Source organism: Vibrio sp. 1288 (assembly GCF_033344475.1).
Genome location: NZ_JAWPOX010000019.1, coordinates 62,931 through 78,770, shown reverse-complemented (window position 1 = coordinate 78,770; position 15,840 = coordinate 62,931). Strand labels below are relative to the sequence as shown.

The following is a 15,840-nucleotide window of genomic DNA, read 5'->3' as shown; positions in this document are numbered from 1 at the left end:
AGATTTGCAGTTAAGTATAAATAACAGTTGGGTAGATTGTCAGTAGAGGATGACTAGGAAATCAACGATTCTCGCTCTTTTCTACTTCATGTTCACCAAATGTGTTGGCCATTCTTCTAGTGGCATAGGGCGGCTGTAATAGAAGCCTTGCACCTGATTACAGCCTAAAGAGCGCAGTAATTGTGCTTGATTGCTATCCTCGACACCTTCCGCGACGACATTAGTTTTGAGACCTGCTGTGATATTGATGACGGCAGCGACGACTGAACTGTTTAAGTTTTCTTGTGTGAGTTGATTGATGAAGGTGCGATCAATCTTCAAGCAGGTAAACGGCAGAGAGTGGAGGTAACCCAGTGATGAGTAGCCGGTGCCAAAGTCATCTATCGCGATACCAATACCCATTTCACGCAGTTTAGTCATATTTTCTAGTGTTGTCGGTGCGCTATCAATGATGCGTGATTCTGTGATCTCTAGTGTGAGGTTACTTGCTGGTAATTTCGTGATATCCAATACGCTTATCACAGTATCGACAAAACTTGGGCAAGATAGTTGATTAACGGAGATATTCACATGCAGTTGGAAGTCCGACGGCCACTGTTTGCTTTCGATCGCTTGGTAAGTGTCGCGACAAGCTTGTAACAGAATCTGTTGGCCGATGGCTTTGATCATGCCGCTTTCTTCCGCGATTGGAATAAAATCTAATGGTGACACCATACCTGAGTCGCTATGCCAACGCGCCAGTGCTTCGGCGCCACACACTGTGCCACTGACGAGATCCACAATCGGTTGGTAATGAGGAATAAACTCTCGGTTTTCAATGCCAGTTTGGATCTTGGTCAGCATTTGCGTACGAAACTTTGAAGCGCTCGCTAGTTCTGGGCTGTAGTGACAAACACCAGTCAGTGAGTCTTGTTTAGCGTAACTTAATGCGATGCTGGCGTTGCGTAACCATAAAGGCATGGTTTCGTTTGGCTGGGTTTGTACAATACCAAGTGAAATCTTCATCACTACATTCTCGCCTTCCACCATAAATGGGGTGGAAAAGAGTTGCTGTAATCGACGTTCGGTTTGTTTAATTTTGGTTTCAGTGTCGACATTTGAGAGAAACACCGCGAACTCATCACCACCAATCCGAGCCAATAATGCGTTGTCACGAAACTGCTGTTTTAGCCTTTCAGCGATGCTGACCAACAACTGGTCGCCGTTGTGATGACCCACACTGTCGTTGATATCTCTAAATTTGTTGATACCAAGTAAAAATAAACTGCCGTGACAAAGATGAGACTGATTTTCACAGATTTCGACCAAACCCTGACGACTATATAAGCGTGTCAGAGAGTCATAAACCAACTGTTCACGCAATGCTTTGAATGACGCTCTTAGATTGTTCGCCATTTCATTAAAAGCATGAACCAGTACGGTTGTCTCATACACATAACCAGGCTTTGGCATGCCGCTATCCCAATCCCCATTTGCCAGGTGCTGAGCGGCGGCGGCCGTCGCGTTAATTGGTCTGGTAACTCGGTTGAAAATGATCCAACTGATGACGATCCCAAATAGGCTTACAATAATGCCAACGAGCCAGCTCTCTTGCTGGCTTTTCGGTAACAGGCCGAGAAGCTCAGACTCCGAAATGGAGGTGCCGATAAACCATGTTAAGCCGTCTTGGTCTCGATACGGGGTTAGCCGACTGAAAATACGTTGGCCATCATGTTCAAATGAAAAAGTATAAGGTTGCTTCGTGTTGTTGAGATCGAAAGACCGGACTCGGCTCGCACTGATTTTGATGATCGGGTCTGCGTTTTCAGCGGCAAGCAAACGCTGCCCTTTATCCGAAAATTTTGTGCCCCATGAGATGACGCTTCCCGGGCCTGAGTGAGCGATTAAACGATGATCTGGGTCCATGATGTAGACCGACGCTTTAGTGTTGTATTTTAACTCGCGCAGGAACTCGTTGAATGTATTGATACGAATGTCTGTCACCAAAACACCAGCAAATTGGTCGTGTTTGTACACCGGCGTCATGGCTGATAGCGTAATATCCTGGCGTTCATCAGCGTTGGTATAAATTTCAGACCAAGTGGCGTTTTGGCTCTCTGCAACGGGCTTATACCATGGGCGAGTGCGAGGATCGTATTGGGAGATAACCGTTCGAATGTTGTTACTCACATGGTTGGTTCCATAAATAACCAGATCACCATCGGTGTAGCGATCTTGCACCATTAAGGTGTAATCGTCGGAAAGCTCGCGGCGAAAGCCTGCAAAGTCGCCGTTTTCTGAACCAAATGCGATTACATCCAACTGCGGTATCGATTGGTAAAGATTTTTGAATGCACTCAGCAGGTAGTTTTGAATGTCTGAGGTATCGTGAGGGCGATAAAGGTTGTGATAGCTGACGTTGTGCGCGAGAGCCATAACCGCAGTAAAAGGCTTACGTAGATAGCTATTGAGGTGGTCGTGGACACTTTCGGTTAACACGGAAAGTTGCTTGTCACTGATATCCGTGACCACTTCTTCGTAACTTTGTTTTTGGACGTAGACAATGACACCGATCGCCAGTAAGAAGATCATGACAAATGGAATCAGAACAGCAGTACGCAGTGTAATTTGAGTCGTAGCAGTAGACATCGCCTAATCACATAGATGGTGGTGCGCCACAATTGTACTGATGTTTTTATTAATATCGAGTGACAAACGACGCTCGTTGTTAACGCACCACGTAAGTGATTGTCAGTACAATTCTTTTAATTTTCTGGTGAGTGTATTTCGCCCCCAGCCTAATACTTTAGCGGCATCTTGCTTATGACCTTTAGTGTGCTCTAAGGCTGCTTCTAATAAAATGCGTTCAAATTCTGGTAAAGCGTAAGAAAGTAGTTCTTTATCTCCTGCTGCGAGTGAATGCCGTGCCCAATCCGCCAATTGTTCTTGCCAACTACCATGTGCAGAGTCTGAAATGGATTTTTTCTCTTCGAGTAGTTCGCTTGGCAAGTCATTTGGTAACACCTCGCTACCACTGGCCATAACGGTTAACCAACGGCAAATATTCTCTAATTGACGCACGTTGCCAGGCCAATCAAGGCGGTTAAGAATCTCTACGGTTGACGGGTGGAGAGTTTTTGTTTCCACACCAAGCTCATCAGCTGCACGGATAAGAAAATGCTGTGTAAGCTTTTCAATGTCTTGCTTACGCTCACGCAGTGCCGGGATCTGAACGCGAATCACGTTTAAGCGATGAAATAGGTCCTCACGAAAGTCACCTTCGTGCACCAGCTTTTCTAAGTTCTGGTGTGTTGCCGCGACAATTCGTACATCGACACTGATCGGAGAGTGACCGCCCACTCGATAAAACTGCCCGTCAGCTAGAACGCGTAGTAAACGAGTTTGAATGTCCAATGGCATGTCGCCGATTTCGTCTAAAAATAGAGTGCCGCCATTGGCTTGTTCGAATCGTCCTTGACGAACATTGTTTGCCCCCGTAAACGCGCCTTTTTCGTGGCCAAACAGTTCTGATTCAATCAAGTCTTTGGGAATCGCCGCCATATTGAGCGCAATGAAAGGTTTGTTAGCACGTGGACTGTGACGGTGCAGTGCATGAGCAACGAGTTCTTTACCCGTGCCCGATTCACCGTTAATCAAGACTGAAATAGAGGAGCGAGAAAGACGACCAATGGCGCGAAACACCTCTTGCATCGCTGGTGCTTCACCGATAATTTCAGGCGTTTCTGCTGGAATGTCTTCTGGAGAGAGCTGCTCGCGTTTGTTTTCGTGGCTGTGTGCAATGGCTCGTTCAACCAGAGTTAAAGTTTCATCAATATCAAAAGGTTTTGGTAAATATTCAAAAGCACCTTTTTGGTACGCATTCACTGCTGCATCTAAATCTGAGTGCGCGGTCATGATAATCACGGGAAGGTCTGGGTAATCGCGCTGTACTTGTTTTAGTAGCTCCAACCCATCAATACCTGGCATGCGAATGTCTGATACTAGAACATCCGGCACTTCGCGTTCGAGCGCCATTAACACGCTTTCCCCATCGGCATAGGTTTCACATTTGATGTTGGCAGAGGAGAGCGTTTTCTCCATTACCCAGCGAATTGAACTGTCGTCATCAACGACCCAAACATATCCTTTACTCATGTAGTAATCCTTGCAGCAAACCGAAAAACTGACGCGACTTGAAGTCTATTAGCGCACTCAGATCGGCAGATAAATAGTAAATGTTGTGTGACCAGGCCAGCTTTCTACGTCTATTTTTCCATTGTGCTGGTCGATCAAATTTTGCGAAATAGATAGCCCTAATCCAGTTCCTCCCTCGCGGCCACTGACCATGGGATAGAACAGCGTGTCTTGTAGTTCCGGTGGAATACCTGGGCCGTTGTCTGTGATTTCGACACGAGCAGCGAGTTTACAGCGTTTGCCGTGAATATTGGCTTGATGCACCGTTCTGGTGCGAATGGTTATTTTCCCGTGCTCTTGATGGCTAAGAATTTGTGCGGCGTTGCTGACGATATTAAGCATTGCCTGCTCGATTTGGTCTGTATCCATCAAAATCTCTGGCAAGCTTGGGTCATAATCTCGTTCAATGATGATTGAGCGTTGTGACTCTAATTCAACCAGTTGGCGAACCTTTTCAAGAATTTGGTGCAGATTCTCTTGTGTCTTCTTACCTGGCTTTTGCGGTCCTAGTAATCGATCCACGAGCGCCCTTAAACGGTCTGCTTGCTCAATGATGATGTGTGTATATTCGGTGAGAGAGGGCTCTGGCAGCATTTTTTCTAGCAATTGCGCCGCACCGCGTAAGCCGCCAAGCGGATTTTTAATCTCATGTGCAAGCCCTCGGACTAACAGCTTCGCTGCTTGTTGTTGGGCGTGTTGGTTCAGTTCTTGAGAGAGTCGGCGCTGCTGATCAATTTTGCGCATCTCGACCAGAAGCATCAACTGCTTTTGCCAAGTGATAGGGCTAACCGTCACCTCTAGCATTAAAGGGCGGCCATCAACAACGAAAGTGACGTCACTGTCGGTGATGCTTTGGCCACTTTGCAACGGTTGAGTGAGCAGCGCGAGATCCAGCGACGCATGCTGAATCAATTGAGAAAGTGATTGTTCAATAATTCGTTTGGCGCTTTGAGAAAACAGCAATTCGGCAGCCGGATTGGCATAACGGATGGCCAATCCATCATCAAGAATCAGCGTTGCTGTCACCATATTGTTGAGAATGGCACTAGGAAGACTGGTATCCACATTACGTCCTTGTTTTGCTTTAAGATTGTGCGATGCACAATAATGGTGCAATTGAACGTTAAGTATGGCGAATAAATCTTAGAAGAAAAAGTGAAAAGCATCGCTGTGATGTGATTTTTTTCACCAGATATTCTATTTTGCCCCTTTTACGGTCGGCTTAACACTTGCTCTATGTAAATGCACCGTTATAGGGCTAGTAGATGCAATAAGCTTGCCGCTTCTTTTCGCGTGCACAGCAAGTGTGTGAGTGCCTCGGTCAATATTGTTTAACTGCCACACTATATGGTTTTGTGGTGCACCATAAGGTTTTCCATCGAGTAACAATTGCAATTGCTCACCGATACCAAGCTTGTGATTGGTTTCTAATTGAATATTGATGATGCCTCGATTGCTGCGGATGGTCTCGTTGTGCTTGGGAGTCAGCATCGAGAGTTGTAATGGGAGAGGCTGATCGGTTGTTTTCTCTGGCTTGTTTTGTGATGCAGTAGATGGCGTAGTCTGAGGTGCGAGCGATTCAGTACTTTCTACCTCAGGAGCTGGTGCGCTGGCTTCAAGGTTTGGCAGTGCGATCGCTTTTGCTCCTTTGTTTGGCGTATCACTAAAGTGAACCACGCCATTTTCATCTACCCACGTATACGCGACCTGCGCGAAGGCGATAGAGGCGATTAACAATCCGCTGAGTGCACACAGTGATGGAATAAGCTGAACTTTCATTGCTCACCTTCTCTTGTTCGATGATTTCACGTTTCAATGGCTTAGCTCTTTGACCTGTAAGGAAAAATTCTAAGCGTATTTTTATTATCCCCTCATGTTAAACGTCGAAGCTTGAGTGGCGAATACAAAAAAGGCCCGCCTGCGAGGCGAGCCTAATATTTTATTGCTGTGTTTACATTTTACACAGTGTCGACCTTACACAGAGTAGTAAAGTTCGAACTCAACAGGGTGAGTTGTCATGTTCACACGCTCTACGTCCTGAGACTTAAGGTCGATGTATGAATCGATGAAGTCGTCAGAGAATACGCCGCCCGCTGTTAAGAACTCACGATCAGCATCTAGCTCTGCTAGCGCGTCTTTTAGTGAGTATGCAACAGTTGGGATTTCTGCTGCTTCTTCAGCTGGAAGATCGTAAAGGTCTTTATCCATCGCTTCGCCTGGGTGGATCTTATTCTTGATACCGTCAAGACCAGCCATAAGCATTGCTGCGAAACATAGGTATGGGTTCGCCGCTGGGTCACCGAAACGAACTTCGATACGACGTGCTTTCGGGCTTGGTACCACTGGGATACGGATTGAAGCAGAGCGGTTACGCGCTGAGTAAGCTAGCATTACTGGTGCTTCGAAGCCTGGTACAAGGCGTTTGTACGAGTTTGTTGATGGGTTAGCGAATGCGTTGATTGCACGAGCGTGTTTGATGATACCACCGATGTAGTAAAGCGCCATTTCAGATAGACCGCCGTACTTGTCACCAGCAAATAGGTTTACGCCATCTTTTGCTAGAGACTGGTGAACGTGCATACCGCTGCCGTTGTCGCCAACAAGTGGTTTAGGCATAAACGTCGCTGTTTTACCAAACGCGTGAGCAACGTTGTGTACAACGTACTTGTAGATTTGGATTTCGTCAGCTTTGGTTGTTAGCGTGTTGAAACGAGTTGCGATTTCGTTTTGACCCGCCGTTGCCACTTCGTGGTGGTGCGCTTCAACAACAAGACCCATTTCTTCCATTACTAGACACATAGCAGAACGGATGTCTTGAGATGAATCTACTGGAGCTACTGGGAAGTAACCACCTTTAACGCCTGGACGGTGACCTTTGTTACCTTCTTCGTAGTCAGAACCTGTGTTCCATGCTGCTTCTACATCGTCGATCTTGAAGAAAGAGCCTGACATGTCTGTCGAGAACTTCACGTCATCAAATAGGAAGAATTCTGGCTCAGGACCGATAAGTACAGTATCTGCAACACCTGTAGAACGCATGAAGTCTTCAGCGCGTTTTGCGATAGAGCGTGGGTCACGGTCGTAGCCTTGCATTGTTGCAGGCTCTAAGATGTCACAACGGATATTTAGTGTTGCGTCTTCCGTGAATGGGTCAAGCACAGCAGAAGATGCGTCAGGCATCATTACCATGTCTGATTCGTTGATACCTTTCCAGCCAGCAACTGATGAACCATCGAACATTTTACCTTCTTCGAAGAAGTCTGCGTCGATTTGGTGAGCAGGGATCGAAATGTGCTGCTCTTTACCTTTTGTATCAGTGAAGCGTAGGTCAACAAACTTAACTTCGTTTTCTTGGATCAGCGATAGAACGTTTTCTACTGACATCTTGGATAACCTCCAGTGTTAATAAGCGGTAAAAGCTCGATTTATGAATTATTCATGAAACCTGGCATTGATTAATCAATTTGACTTTTCATTAATCGATGCTGTTTTAGCTAAAGCTAAAACCGTGCCAAAAAAAATATTCCATTAATTTCAAGCAATTGTGTTTTTGAATGCTAGTTTGGTGCAGTTACTTGCACCAAAATGATCTTTGATTGCACTATTATGGTGCTAAAAATCATTGTTGCACCATAATGTGACAGGTACATTGCGTATTCAGCCCAGTTTTTGAGCAAGAGTCAATTTGAATTATGCATCGATTAGAATAAAGTTGCGTTTAATCAATTCGCTCTGAGGAAGAAAATGGGCATTAAGCGTAAAAATCGCAGAAATGCTCGGGAGTAGATCACATATTTCTAGGCTTTTTGCTAAAATCTGGTACATTATGGCCGTTTTTTTAATCAGCAAATGTCGCCAGAGAGCACCCGTTCTCAGCGTGGGGGCATTTCATCTATCTAAGTGAATCAATATCCATGGCTACTCCACAGATTGATAAATTAAGAAATATCGCGATCATCGCGCACGTTGACCACGGTAAAACCACGTTGGTTGACAAGCTGCTACAACAATCAGGCACGCTTGAGTCTCGCGGTGAAGCTGAAGAGCGAGTCATGGACTCGAACGACATCGAGAAAGAGCGCGGTATTACCATTCTTGCTAAAAACACAGCAATCGACTGGAACGATTACCGTATCAACATCGTAGATACTCCGGGACACGCGGACTTCGGTGGTGAAGTTGAGCGTATCATGTCGATGGTAGACTCTGTACTACTTATCGTTGACGCAGTTGATGGTCCAATGCCTCAAACGCGTTTCGTAACACAAAAAGCGTTTGCTCACGGTCTAAAACCAATCGTTGTAATCAACAAGATTGACCGCCCTGGCGCACGTCCTGATTGGGTTATGGACCAAGTGTTCGACCTGTTCGACAACCTAGGTGCAACTGATGACCAGCTAGACTTTAAAGTAGTTTACGCATCAGCACTTAACGGTTGGGCTTCTCTAGAAGAAGGCGAAACTGGCGAGAACATGGAACCACTATTCCAAACTATCGTTGATGTTGTTGACGCGCCAAATGTTGACCTTGATGGCCCACTACAGATGCAAGTTTCTCAGCTAGACTACAGCTCTTACGTTGGTGTTATCGGCGTGGCTCGCGTAACTCGTGGTAGCGTTAAACCAAACCAGCAGGTAACCATTATTGGTGCTGACGGTAAAACTCGCAACGGTAAAGTGGGTACAGTAATGGGCTACCTTGGCCTAGAGCGTCACGAAGTGGAACAAGCTAACGCGGGTGATATCATCGCAATCACTGGTCTTGGCGAGCTGAAAATTTCTGACACTATCTGTGCACAAAACGCAGTAGAAGCATTACCACCATTGTCTGTTGATGAACCAACAGTAACGATGACATTCCAAGTAAACACGTCTCCATTCGCGGGTAAAGAAGGTAAGTTCGTAACGTCACGTAACATCCTTGAGCGTCTTGAGAAGGAACTGGTACACAACGTTGCACTACGCGTTGAGCAAACAGACGATCCAGATAAATTCCGCGTATCAGGTCGTGGTGAACTTCACCTTTCTATCCTGATCGAAAACATGCGTCGTGAAGGCTTCGAGCTAGCAGTATCTCGTCCAGAAGTAATCATCAAAGAAGAAGATGGTCAGTTGATGGAACCGTTCGAAACGGTAACTATCGACGTAATGGAAGAGCACCAAGGCGGCATCATGGAGAACATCGGCCTACGTAAAGGTGAGCTGAAAGACATGTCTCCAGACGGTAAAGGTCGTGTGCGTATGGACTTCGTTATGCCATCACGTGGTCTGATCGGTTTCCAAACGGAATTCATGACACTGACTTCAGGTTCAGGTCTTCTTTACCATACGTTTGATCACTACGGCCCTCACAAAGGCGGTAACATCGGTCAACGTGTAAACGGTGTACTAATCGCGAACGCGATGGGTAAAGCGCTAACTAACGCACTGTTCAACCTTCAAGAGCGTGGTCGTCTATTTATCGGTCACGGTGTTGAAGTTTACGAAGGTATGGTTATCGGTATTCACAGCCGTGACAACGACCTAACGGTAAACGCACTGAAAGGTAAGCAGCTAACCAACGTTCGTGCATCTGGTACCGATGACGCACAGGTTCTTACTCCGCCTATCAAGATGACTCTTGAGCAAGCACTAGAATTCATCGATGACGACGAGCTAGTAGAAGTAACGCCTGAAAGCATCCGTATCCGTAAGAAGTTCCTAACGGAAAGCGACCGTAAGCGTGCTTCTCGTGGCGCGAAATAATTTTCGTTAAGCGATTCAATTAAGAAGAAGCCTCGAGTTATGCTCGGGGCTTTTTGTTTTCTGGAGTTGAATATGAACCCGATTATTATCACCGGTGGGCCAGGCGCGGGAAAAACAACACTGCTGAATGCGCTAGACGCGTGTGGTTACGCCACGTTTCCTGAAGGGTCTCGCGACTTGATTGAGCAGCAAAGCCAGTTAGAAAATGGTATTTTGCCGTGGACGAATTTACCTGAGTTTGCCAAGTTATGCCTTGGGTTGATGGACAAACAAAAGAGTGATGCGCGTTGTCATGATGTTGCGTTTGTTGATCGCGCCATCCCCGACATCATTGCATACCTGCAAGTGGGCGGCTGTAAGGTTGACCAAGCTTTCTTAACCGAAAGTGCTGGGTACCATAGTCAGGTGTTTACTTGTCGACCTGAAGCATCCATTTACGTACAAGATGAAGTGCGTCCGCACAGCTTTGAAGAAGCATTGGAGATTCATCAGTCGTTAGTGAGTGTCTATACTGAGTTGGGTTATGAAGTGATAGAAGTACCATGGGGAACTGTGCCAGAGAGAGTAGGCTTTGTTCGAAGAGTCATCGGTTTACTCGGTAAGGTCGCCGACTAAGACCTCCTCACTAGGAGGAGGTCTAAATCATTTACTTTTGATTGAGCTTTTGTAGGAATTTATCGGACTCTGCAATCGCTTCGTTCATTTGTTTGATCGCAAACTGGATGTCTTTCTCTAAGCTAGAGAACTCACCTTGCAAAGAACCAATCGCACTGGCGTTAAGGTTGTGTTTTAAGTACAACGTGTTGTCACGTAGCGTATCCAGTACCGGTGTCATCTTTTTCTCTGCACGCTTCATAGCGCTAAGCATGGTTTTGTACGAGGCTTTGGTTTCACGTAGTTTTTGCTCGCTTGAACGACGCAGTTTCGCACTCGAGTACAGCTCTAGCTCATCTTGCCACTCATCAAACAGTGCGCCGGATACGTCTTCAATCGCAGCAATACGGTCACGTACGTCTTGAGCCGCTTTTTCGCTATCTTCGTATTTGTCATTGATGTTGTTGTAGACATTTTCTAGCTCACCACCATCAAAGTTGGTGATCGCAGACAAGGCTTCAAGTGCACTGGTGAATTCTTCTTGTGCATCTTGTTGAGATTCTTTGGCATCTTCGACGCGGTCGACCATAATATCTCGTTTATGATACCCAACCTGCTCCATTGCTGAGTAATAAGCAGATTGACACCCTGTTAAAGTGAAAATTGATAGTACAATTGCTAATAAATAAGGCATTCTTATGTCCTCGGCGCTAATTATGGGATGAACTATGAACCAGTTATCAGAGAGTTACAAGGCGAGATTAATCAATCTACTGCCAAGTTGCGTCGCGTTTTTTAAGTATCTTCTTAAGCGATTAACGCATGACCGTGTGAATGTGAACGCGGGCTATCTTGCCTACATTACCTTGTTATCCATCGTGCCAATGCTGACGGTATTGTTATCAATATTGTCGAAATTTCCCGTTTTTGCGAACGTTGGTGAGGTGCTGCAAGGCTACATTATTGAGAATTTTGTGCCAGCTTCTGGAGAAGCTGTACATACGGCATTACAGGAATTTGTGGCGAATACGGGCAAAATGAGCGCGGTTGGCGGTGGGTTTTTATTCATCGCAGCGGTCATGCTGATTTCCAACATTGATAAGAACTTAAACTACATTTGGCGAGTTAAAGACAAGCGCCGTTTAGTCTTTTCATTCTCTATGTATTGGATGGTACTCACGTTAGGGCCGATCATGGTCGGTGCGAGTATTGCGGCGACGTCGTACGTGACTTCGCTGCAAATTTTAGAGAACGAGACATTATCTGGTGCGTTTAATTTATTTCTGCGTTGGCTACCGTTGTTGCTGTCCTTTTTTGCTTTTCTTGGCTTGTATATTCTAGTGCCGAATAAAAAAGTACACCTCGCTCATGGTGCCATGGGGGCAGCAGTCGCCGCGATACTGTTCGAGTTGAGTAAAAAAGGCTTTGCGCTTTACATCACTCAGTTTCCGTCTTATCAGCTCATCTACGGCGCGTTAGCGGCGATTCCTATCTTATTTGTTTGGGTGTATTTATGCTGGATGATCGTGTTATTGGGGGCGGAAGTTACGGCTGCGCTTGGTGAGCGAGAGCACTGGAGTGAAGATTTAGACATGATACACTCGACCGCTGAATCTCAGTTAACAGATGAAGGAAGCGAGAGTAGTGATAGCGCTAATTCAACGAGTCAGTGAAGCAGCCGTCCGCGTGGATGGTGAAGTCGTAGGAGAAATTGATCGTGGTCTGCTGGTCTTATTGGGCGTAGAGAAGGACGACGATGAAGCTAAAGCAAAGCGTTTAATGGAGCGTGTTACAACCTACCGTGTGTTCGAAGATGACGAAGGCAAGATGAACCTGAACGTTAAACAGGTGGAAGGTAAAGTGCTGGTGGTTTCTCAATTTACGCTGCCTGCGGATACAAAAAAAGGCACGCGAGCTGGCTTTTCTCGTGGTGCGCATCCTGTGGATGCAGAGCGCTTGTATGATTACTTTTCTGACTTGTGTGAAGAAGTTTTACCCACACAGCGTGGCCGCTTCGCTGCCGATATGAAAGTGTCCTTGGTGAATGACGGTCCAGTAACGTTTTGGTTGCAGGTCTAATCTGGTAACACAGGTGCCATAGTCTAAGCTTTAACTCCAAGCTCATGGAATTGGCTTGGAGTAATTTTTCCGACACTGATTAGTGTTGTGCTTTCAAAGGATTGATATGTTCAAACTCATTACTCCCAAAACCGATAATCAGATAAACAAGTATTATCAGTTTCGCTGGCAACTGCTTCGTGAGCCATGGCGTATGCCGATCGGCTCAGAGCGCGATGAATACGACGAAATGAGCCATCACCGCATGATTGTTGATGGACGAGGTCGTCCTATGGCGATTGGCCGTTTATACATTACACCGGATAATGATGGCCAGATCCGCTACATGGCGGTTAAAAATAATCGCCGTAGCAAAGGAATGGGTTCGCTGGTTTTGGTTGCACTAGAGTCGTTAGCGCGCCAAGAAGGAGCGAAACGCTTGGTGTGTAATGCCCGTGAAGATGCCATCGCCTTTTATGAAAAAAATGGCTTTGAGCGTCGAGGCGAGCTAACCGATGAGCGTGGCCCTGTGCGCCATCAGCAAATGGTGAAGCAACTGGATCCGATGGCCAATGTGTTACGTCGCCCTGAATGGTGTACTGAGCTTCAACAGCGCTGGGAGCAACAAATCCCAATTAGCGACAAAATGGGGATCAAAATTAATCAGTACACGGGTTACCAGTTTGAATGCTGTGCGCAGCTTAATCCTAACCTTAATCCGCATAACACCATGTTCGCCGGGTCAGCTTTTACCTTAGCAACCTTGACAGGGTGGGGGATGACGTGGCTGCTGCTTAAAGAGCGTGGGTTGCACGGTGATATTGTGTTGGCCGACAGCTCTATTCGTTATCGTCAACCAGTCGAACAAAACCCCGTGGCGAGTACTTCGTTGGATGGGATCAGTGGTGACCTAGACCGATTGGAGTCGGGACGCAAAGCACGCATCGTTATTCACGTAGTGATTTATAGTGGTGACACGCCAGCTGTGGATTTTGTCGGTACCTATATGCTGATACCGAACTACTCGCAGTTACTCAGTTGCTGATGGGGTAAGCGCCGACTGATCTGCTGGGCGCTTATCTGTTTCACCTTCTTGCTCTGTCGGTGAGAGGGTTTGTTCTGCTGCGGAATTCGTGTCGGGTACTTCATCTTCTTCGATAACTTCTTCGTAAAGCTCTTCCTCTTGAGTCTCCAAATTGATGTTATCAATCACGATAGGTTGCTCGATGGAAGGTTCATTTTTCTGTGGAGTCTCAATATCAGTAGGCTCGGCCAGTTTTGATGCGTTCACGCACTCATTACGGTGGGTTTCACCACTTAGTAGATCGCCTTCAATGTTTCCGCACGACTCTTCCAATTGATAAGTAATGCCACTTAGCGGGTTGTTGGCCATATCAAATGTTCCCCAAACCTTACCACTTATGGCTTTTCCTGAAATTGTGACCGGCTTTATGGCAACTTCCCCTCGTTGCGCGCTTAAACGCAGTGGACTTAAGGTAATGACTTTGAGCGAATGATCCGCTTGGGAATTCAAGCGGGTATCTCGGAGATTGGCTTCCACTTCACCCGATAAGCTGTAGGCCAGCATGTTGCGATCACCTGATAACCCTTGTAGATCGAGGCTAAGATCGGAAAAACCATCAATAGCCAGTGTGTCGGGTAAAAAATAATCGTGGAAGAGCGATAAGGGAATACCATCAGCATTGACGTTGAGCGCCCAAGGTTGGCTCGGGGTACTCAAATCTATTTGTCCGATGCCTTCTACGTAGCCTTGCTCGAGTGGCGCAAAAAGGCGAGTCAATTGCCAAAAGCCATCTTTGCTTTGCATGGCAAGTGCTGCGTGAGACGTGAGTATTTGGTCATAGCTAGCGTTGACAACGCTGACTTCCAATTCGCCTTGCCAAAGGCCCCAACGTTGAGCCGACTGTTTAATATCAAGCTGTTGCCCTTCGATATTTAAACCGGAAAGTTGCCAATAAGGTTCGTGAGATAGCTGGATAATTTGGCTGCGCTCAATGTCGAGTCGTTCGATTGCAACATGCTCTAACTCGCTGGTGGCGGCGTGCCACCAATTTAGGTTGTCTTCTGGCTGTGTTGCCCACTTGAGGCCTTGAATAGAGGCTTCTTTGAGCTTCCATTGTGTTGGCGTGAACAATCCAGAAACTTGCACTCGACCTTGCTGCCAATCTAAGCTGAGCTCGTTGAGCTGGATTACTCCTGGCTCGATAGCGGCACTCAAACGTGGCTCTATTGCGGTTTGCTGCTGGAATCGAACGCTATCCGCCTGCAATGACACTTGAGCTTTTGTCTTCCAGAGAGACAGTGGCAGTGTGGCGTTTTCCACAGAAAGATCCAAGTTCTGCCAGTGCCAGTCGCCCCATTCAATATCGGCGTTAAGCAAATCTAAGCTATTAATATGATTAATGTTAAATGGTAGATCGTGCCAAGGTTTTGCAAGCAGTGATTGGCGCTGCGTATTACTCAGTTTCAGCTTGTTGATGGTCACATTTACTAAAGACCAACCTTGAGGATACTGCTCCCCTTGCCCAGATATTTGACTGTTACGCCAGTTAAAAGAGGTGCCATAAAGCGTACTGTCTTGCGGTTTGTAGTCTATATCGACTAAGACTTGATTAAAGGCTTCGCCATTCCAATAGAGTTGGTCAGCTGCAAGTTGAACTTCGCCATATGGTATTAATTGACCATTCCATTGTGGTGATTGAATTTGAAGGTCAATGCCATTGGCAGAGAACTGCTCGTCGGCGTAATCAATATTTTTGAGCGCGATTTGATGGAATAAAACGTTATCTAAAGGTGGGAGCTTTGGTGCGCCATACTGCAAGCTCATACCATCAATCAATAAACTATCAACGATCCATTTACCATCGCGATAAACATCGGGATTCATCCATAAATCGACTTGCTCGATGTAAGACGCATCGTCTCCGCTGGTGTTCACGCGTTGTAAAGTTAGGTGATAGGGAAAGCCATAACGCACGCTTTCGGCCCGGAAGGGAAGAGAAAAGGTGTTTGACAGCAAGCGCCAGGTTGCGTCCGCGTAAGATGTTGTTAGCAGCGCAATCGTAGCGGCCGGAATGGCAACTAAGATAACCAGTAACAGAAGTAGAACTCGACGCGCTGTTTTCATCTTTGCTAGAACCTACGTGTGTTATGAAATAAAACTAGATAGGCTTTAGCTTGTATCAATATTCTGTGGTATTCAATAAAAAGCCCCTCAAAAGAGGGGCTTGAAGCAATTTTTGTAACTTGG

General features: G+C 46.3%; 12 protein-coding genes. 5 read left to right on the top strand and 7 right to left on the bottom strand.

The window, feature by feature from the left end:
- Positions 1-81 precede the first annotated feature (81 nt).
- The 5 genes from R8O11_RS15230 to glnA all read right to left on the bottom strand — a co-directional run bounded on the left by R8O11_RS15230 (position 82) and on the right by glnA (position 7,557).
- Positions 82-2,628, bottom strand: coding sequence for an EAL domain-containing protein (locus R8O11_RS15230; RefSeq protein ID WP_262631836.1), 2,547 nt, complete (start codon positions 2,626-2,628; stop codon positions 82-84).
- A 102-nt stretch (positions 2,629-2,730) separates the two neighbouring features.
- On the bottom strand, positions 2,731-4,134 hold the full coding sequence (gene glnG / locus R8O11_RS15225) for a nitrogen regulation protein NR(I) (RefSeq protein WP_005379267.1): 1,404 nt from the start codon (positions 4,132-4,134) through the stop codon (positions 2,731-2,733).
- Between the two features lie 57 nt (positions 4,135-4,191).
- Positions 4,192-5,238, bottom strand: coding sequence for a nitrogen regulation protein NR(II) (gene glnL / locus R8O11_RS15220; RefSeq protein WP_017821940.1), 1,047 nt, complete (start codon positions 5,236-5,238; stop codon positions 4,192-4,194).
- Positions 5,239-5,370: 132 nt separating this feature from the next.
- Entirely contained in the window at positions 5,371-5,952 is a 582-nt protein-coding gene (locus R8O11_RS15215; RefSeq protein WP_318194260.1) for a DUF4124 domain-containing protein, read from the bottom strand.
- A 195-nt stretch (positions 5,953-6,147) separates the two neighbouring features.
- Positions 6,148-7,557: a glutamate--ammonia ligase gene (gene glnA / locus R8O11_RS15210; RefSeq protein WP_005379275.1), complete on the bottom strand. Its 1,410-nt coding sequence runs from the start codon at positions 7,555-7,557 to the stop codon at positions 6,148-6,150.
- A 530-nt stretch (positions 7,558-8,087) separates the two neighbouring features.
- Between glnA and typA the strand changes: the two genes are divergently transcribed.
- Together typA and R8O11_RS15200 are read left to right on the top strand one after the other, a co-directional pair.
- The gene (gene typA / locus R8O11_RS15205; RefSeq protein WP_005379276.1) at positions 8,088-9,917 is read left to right on the top strand and encodes a translational GTPase TypA; all 1,830 of its coding nucleotides are present in this window, start codon (positions 8,088-8,090) and stop codon (positions 9,915-9,917) included.
- A 72-nt stretch (positions 9,918-9,989) separates the two neighbouring features.
- Positions 9,990-10,532, top strand: a complete 543-nt coding sequence (locus R8O11_RS15200; protein WP_005382971.1) for an AAA family ATPase — start codon at positions 9,990-9,992, stop codon at positions 10,530-10,532.
- Between the two features lie 31 nt (positions 10,533-10,563).
- On the opposite strand, the gene R8O11_RS15195 is transcribed toward R8O11_RS15200, so the two are convergent.
- Positions 10,564-11,205, bottom strand: coding sequence for a DUF2959 domain-containing protein (locus R8O11_RS15195; RefSeq protein ID WP_005382972.1), 642 nt, complete (start codon positions 11,203-11,205; stop codon positions 10,564-10,566).
- A 34-nt stretch (positions 11,206-11,239) separates the two neighbouring features.
- Between R8O11_RS15195 and R8O11_RS15190 the strand changes: the two genes are divergently transcribed.
- From R8O11_RS15190 to R8O11_RS15180, 3 genes are all read left to right on the top strand, one after another.
- Positions 11,240-12,184, top strand: a complete 945-nt coding sequence (locus R8O11_RS15190; RefSeq protein ID WP_005379281.1) for a virulence factor BrkB family protein — start codon at positions 11,240-11,242, stop codon at positions 12,182-12,184.
- Positions 12,156-12,590, top strand: coding sequence for a D-aminoacyl-tRNA deacylase (gene dtd, locus R8O11_RS15185; protein ID WP_005379282.1), 435 nt, complete (start codon positions 12,156-12,158; stop codon positions 12,588-12,590). The genes R8O11_RS15190 and dtd overlap by 29 nt, the downstream gene beginning before the upstream one ends.
- 106 nt (positions 12,591-12,696) lie before the next feature.
- Positions 12,697-13,614 (top strand): bifunctional GNAT family N-acetyltransferase/hotdog fold thioesterase, encoded by a 918-nt coding sequence (locus R8O11_RS15180; protein ID WP_005379283.1) that lies wholly within the window; start codon positions 12,697-12,699, stop codon positions 13,612-13,614.
- Here the strand turns inward: R8O11_RS15180 and R8O11_RS15175 are convergent.
- Entirely contained in the window at positions 13,600-15,717 is a 2,118-nt protein-coding gene (locus R8O11_RS15175) for an AsmA family protein (protein WP_318119916.1), read from the bottom strand. The two genes, R8O11_RS15180 and R8O11_RS15175, sit on opposite strands and share 15 nt — an antisense overlap.
- Positions 15,718-15,840 lie beyond the last annotated feature (123 nt).

Bases quoted from the DNA above. Each gene is read 5' to 3' on its own strand.
- R8O11_RS15175 (WP_318119916.1), bottom strand. From the start codon at position 15,717: ATGAAAACAGCGCGTCGAGTTCTACTTCTGTTACTGGTTATCTTAGTT.
- R8O11_RS15200 (WP_005382971.1), top strand. From the start codon at position 9,990: ATGAACCCGATTATTATCACCGGTGGGCCAGGCGCGGGAAAAACAACA.
- R8O11_RS15180 (WP_005379283.1), top strand. From the start codon at position 12,697: ATGTTCAAACTCATTACTCCCAAAACCGATAATCAGATAAACAAGTAT.
- R8O11_RS15215 (WP_318194260.1), bottom strand. From the start codon at position 5,952: ATGAAAGTTCAGCTTATTCCATCACTGTGTGCACTCAGCGGATTGTTA.
- glnG (WP_005379267.1), bottom strand. From the start codon at position 4,134: ATGAGTAAAGGATATGTTTGGGTCGTTGATGACGACAGTTCAATTCGC.
- R8O11_RS15195 (WP_005382972.1), bottom strand. From the start codon at position 11,205: ATGCCTTATTTATTAGCAATTGTACTATCAATTTTCACTTTAACAGGG.
- glnA (WP_005379275.1), bottom strand. From the start codon at position 7,557: ATGTCAGTAGAAAACGTTCTATCGCTGATCCAAGAAAACGAAGTTAAG.
- R8O11_RS15230 (WP_262631836.1), bottom strand. From the start codon at position 2,628: ATGTCTACTGCTACGACTCAAATTACACTGCGTACTGCTGTTCTGATT.
- typA (WP_005379276.1), top strand. From the start codon at position 8,088: ATGGCTACTCCACAGATTGATAAATTAAGAAATATCGCGATCATCGCG.
- R8O11_RS15190 (WP_005379281.1), top strand. From the start codon at position 11,240: ATGAACCAGTTATCAGAGAGTTACAAGGCGAGATTAATCAATCTACTG.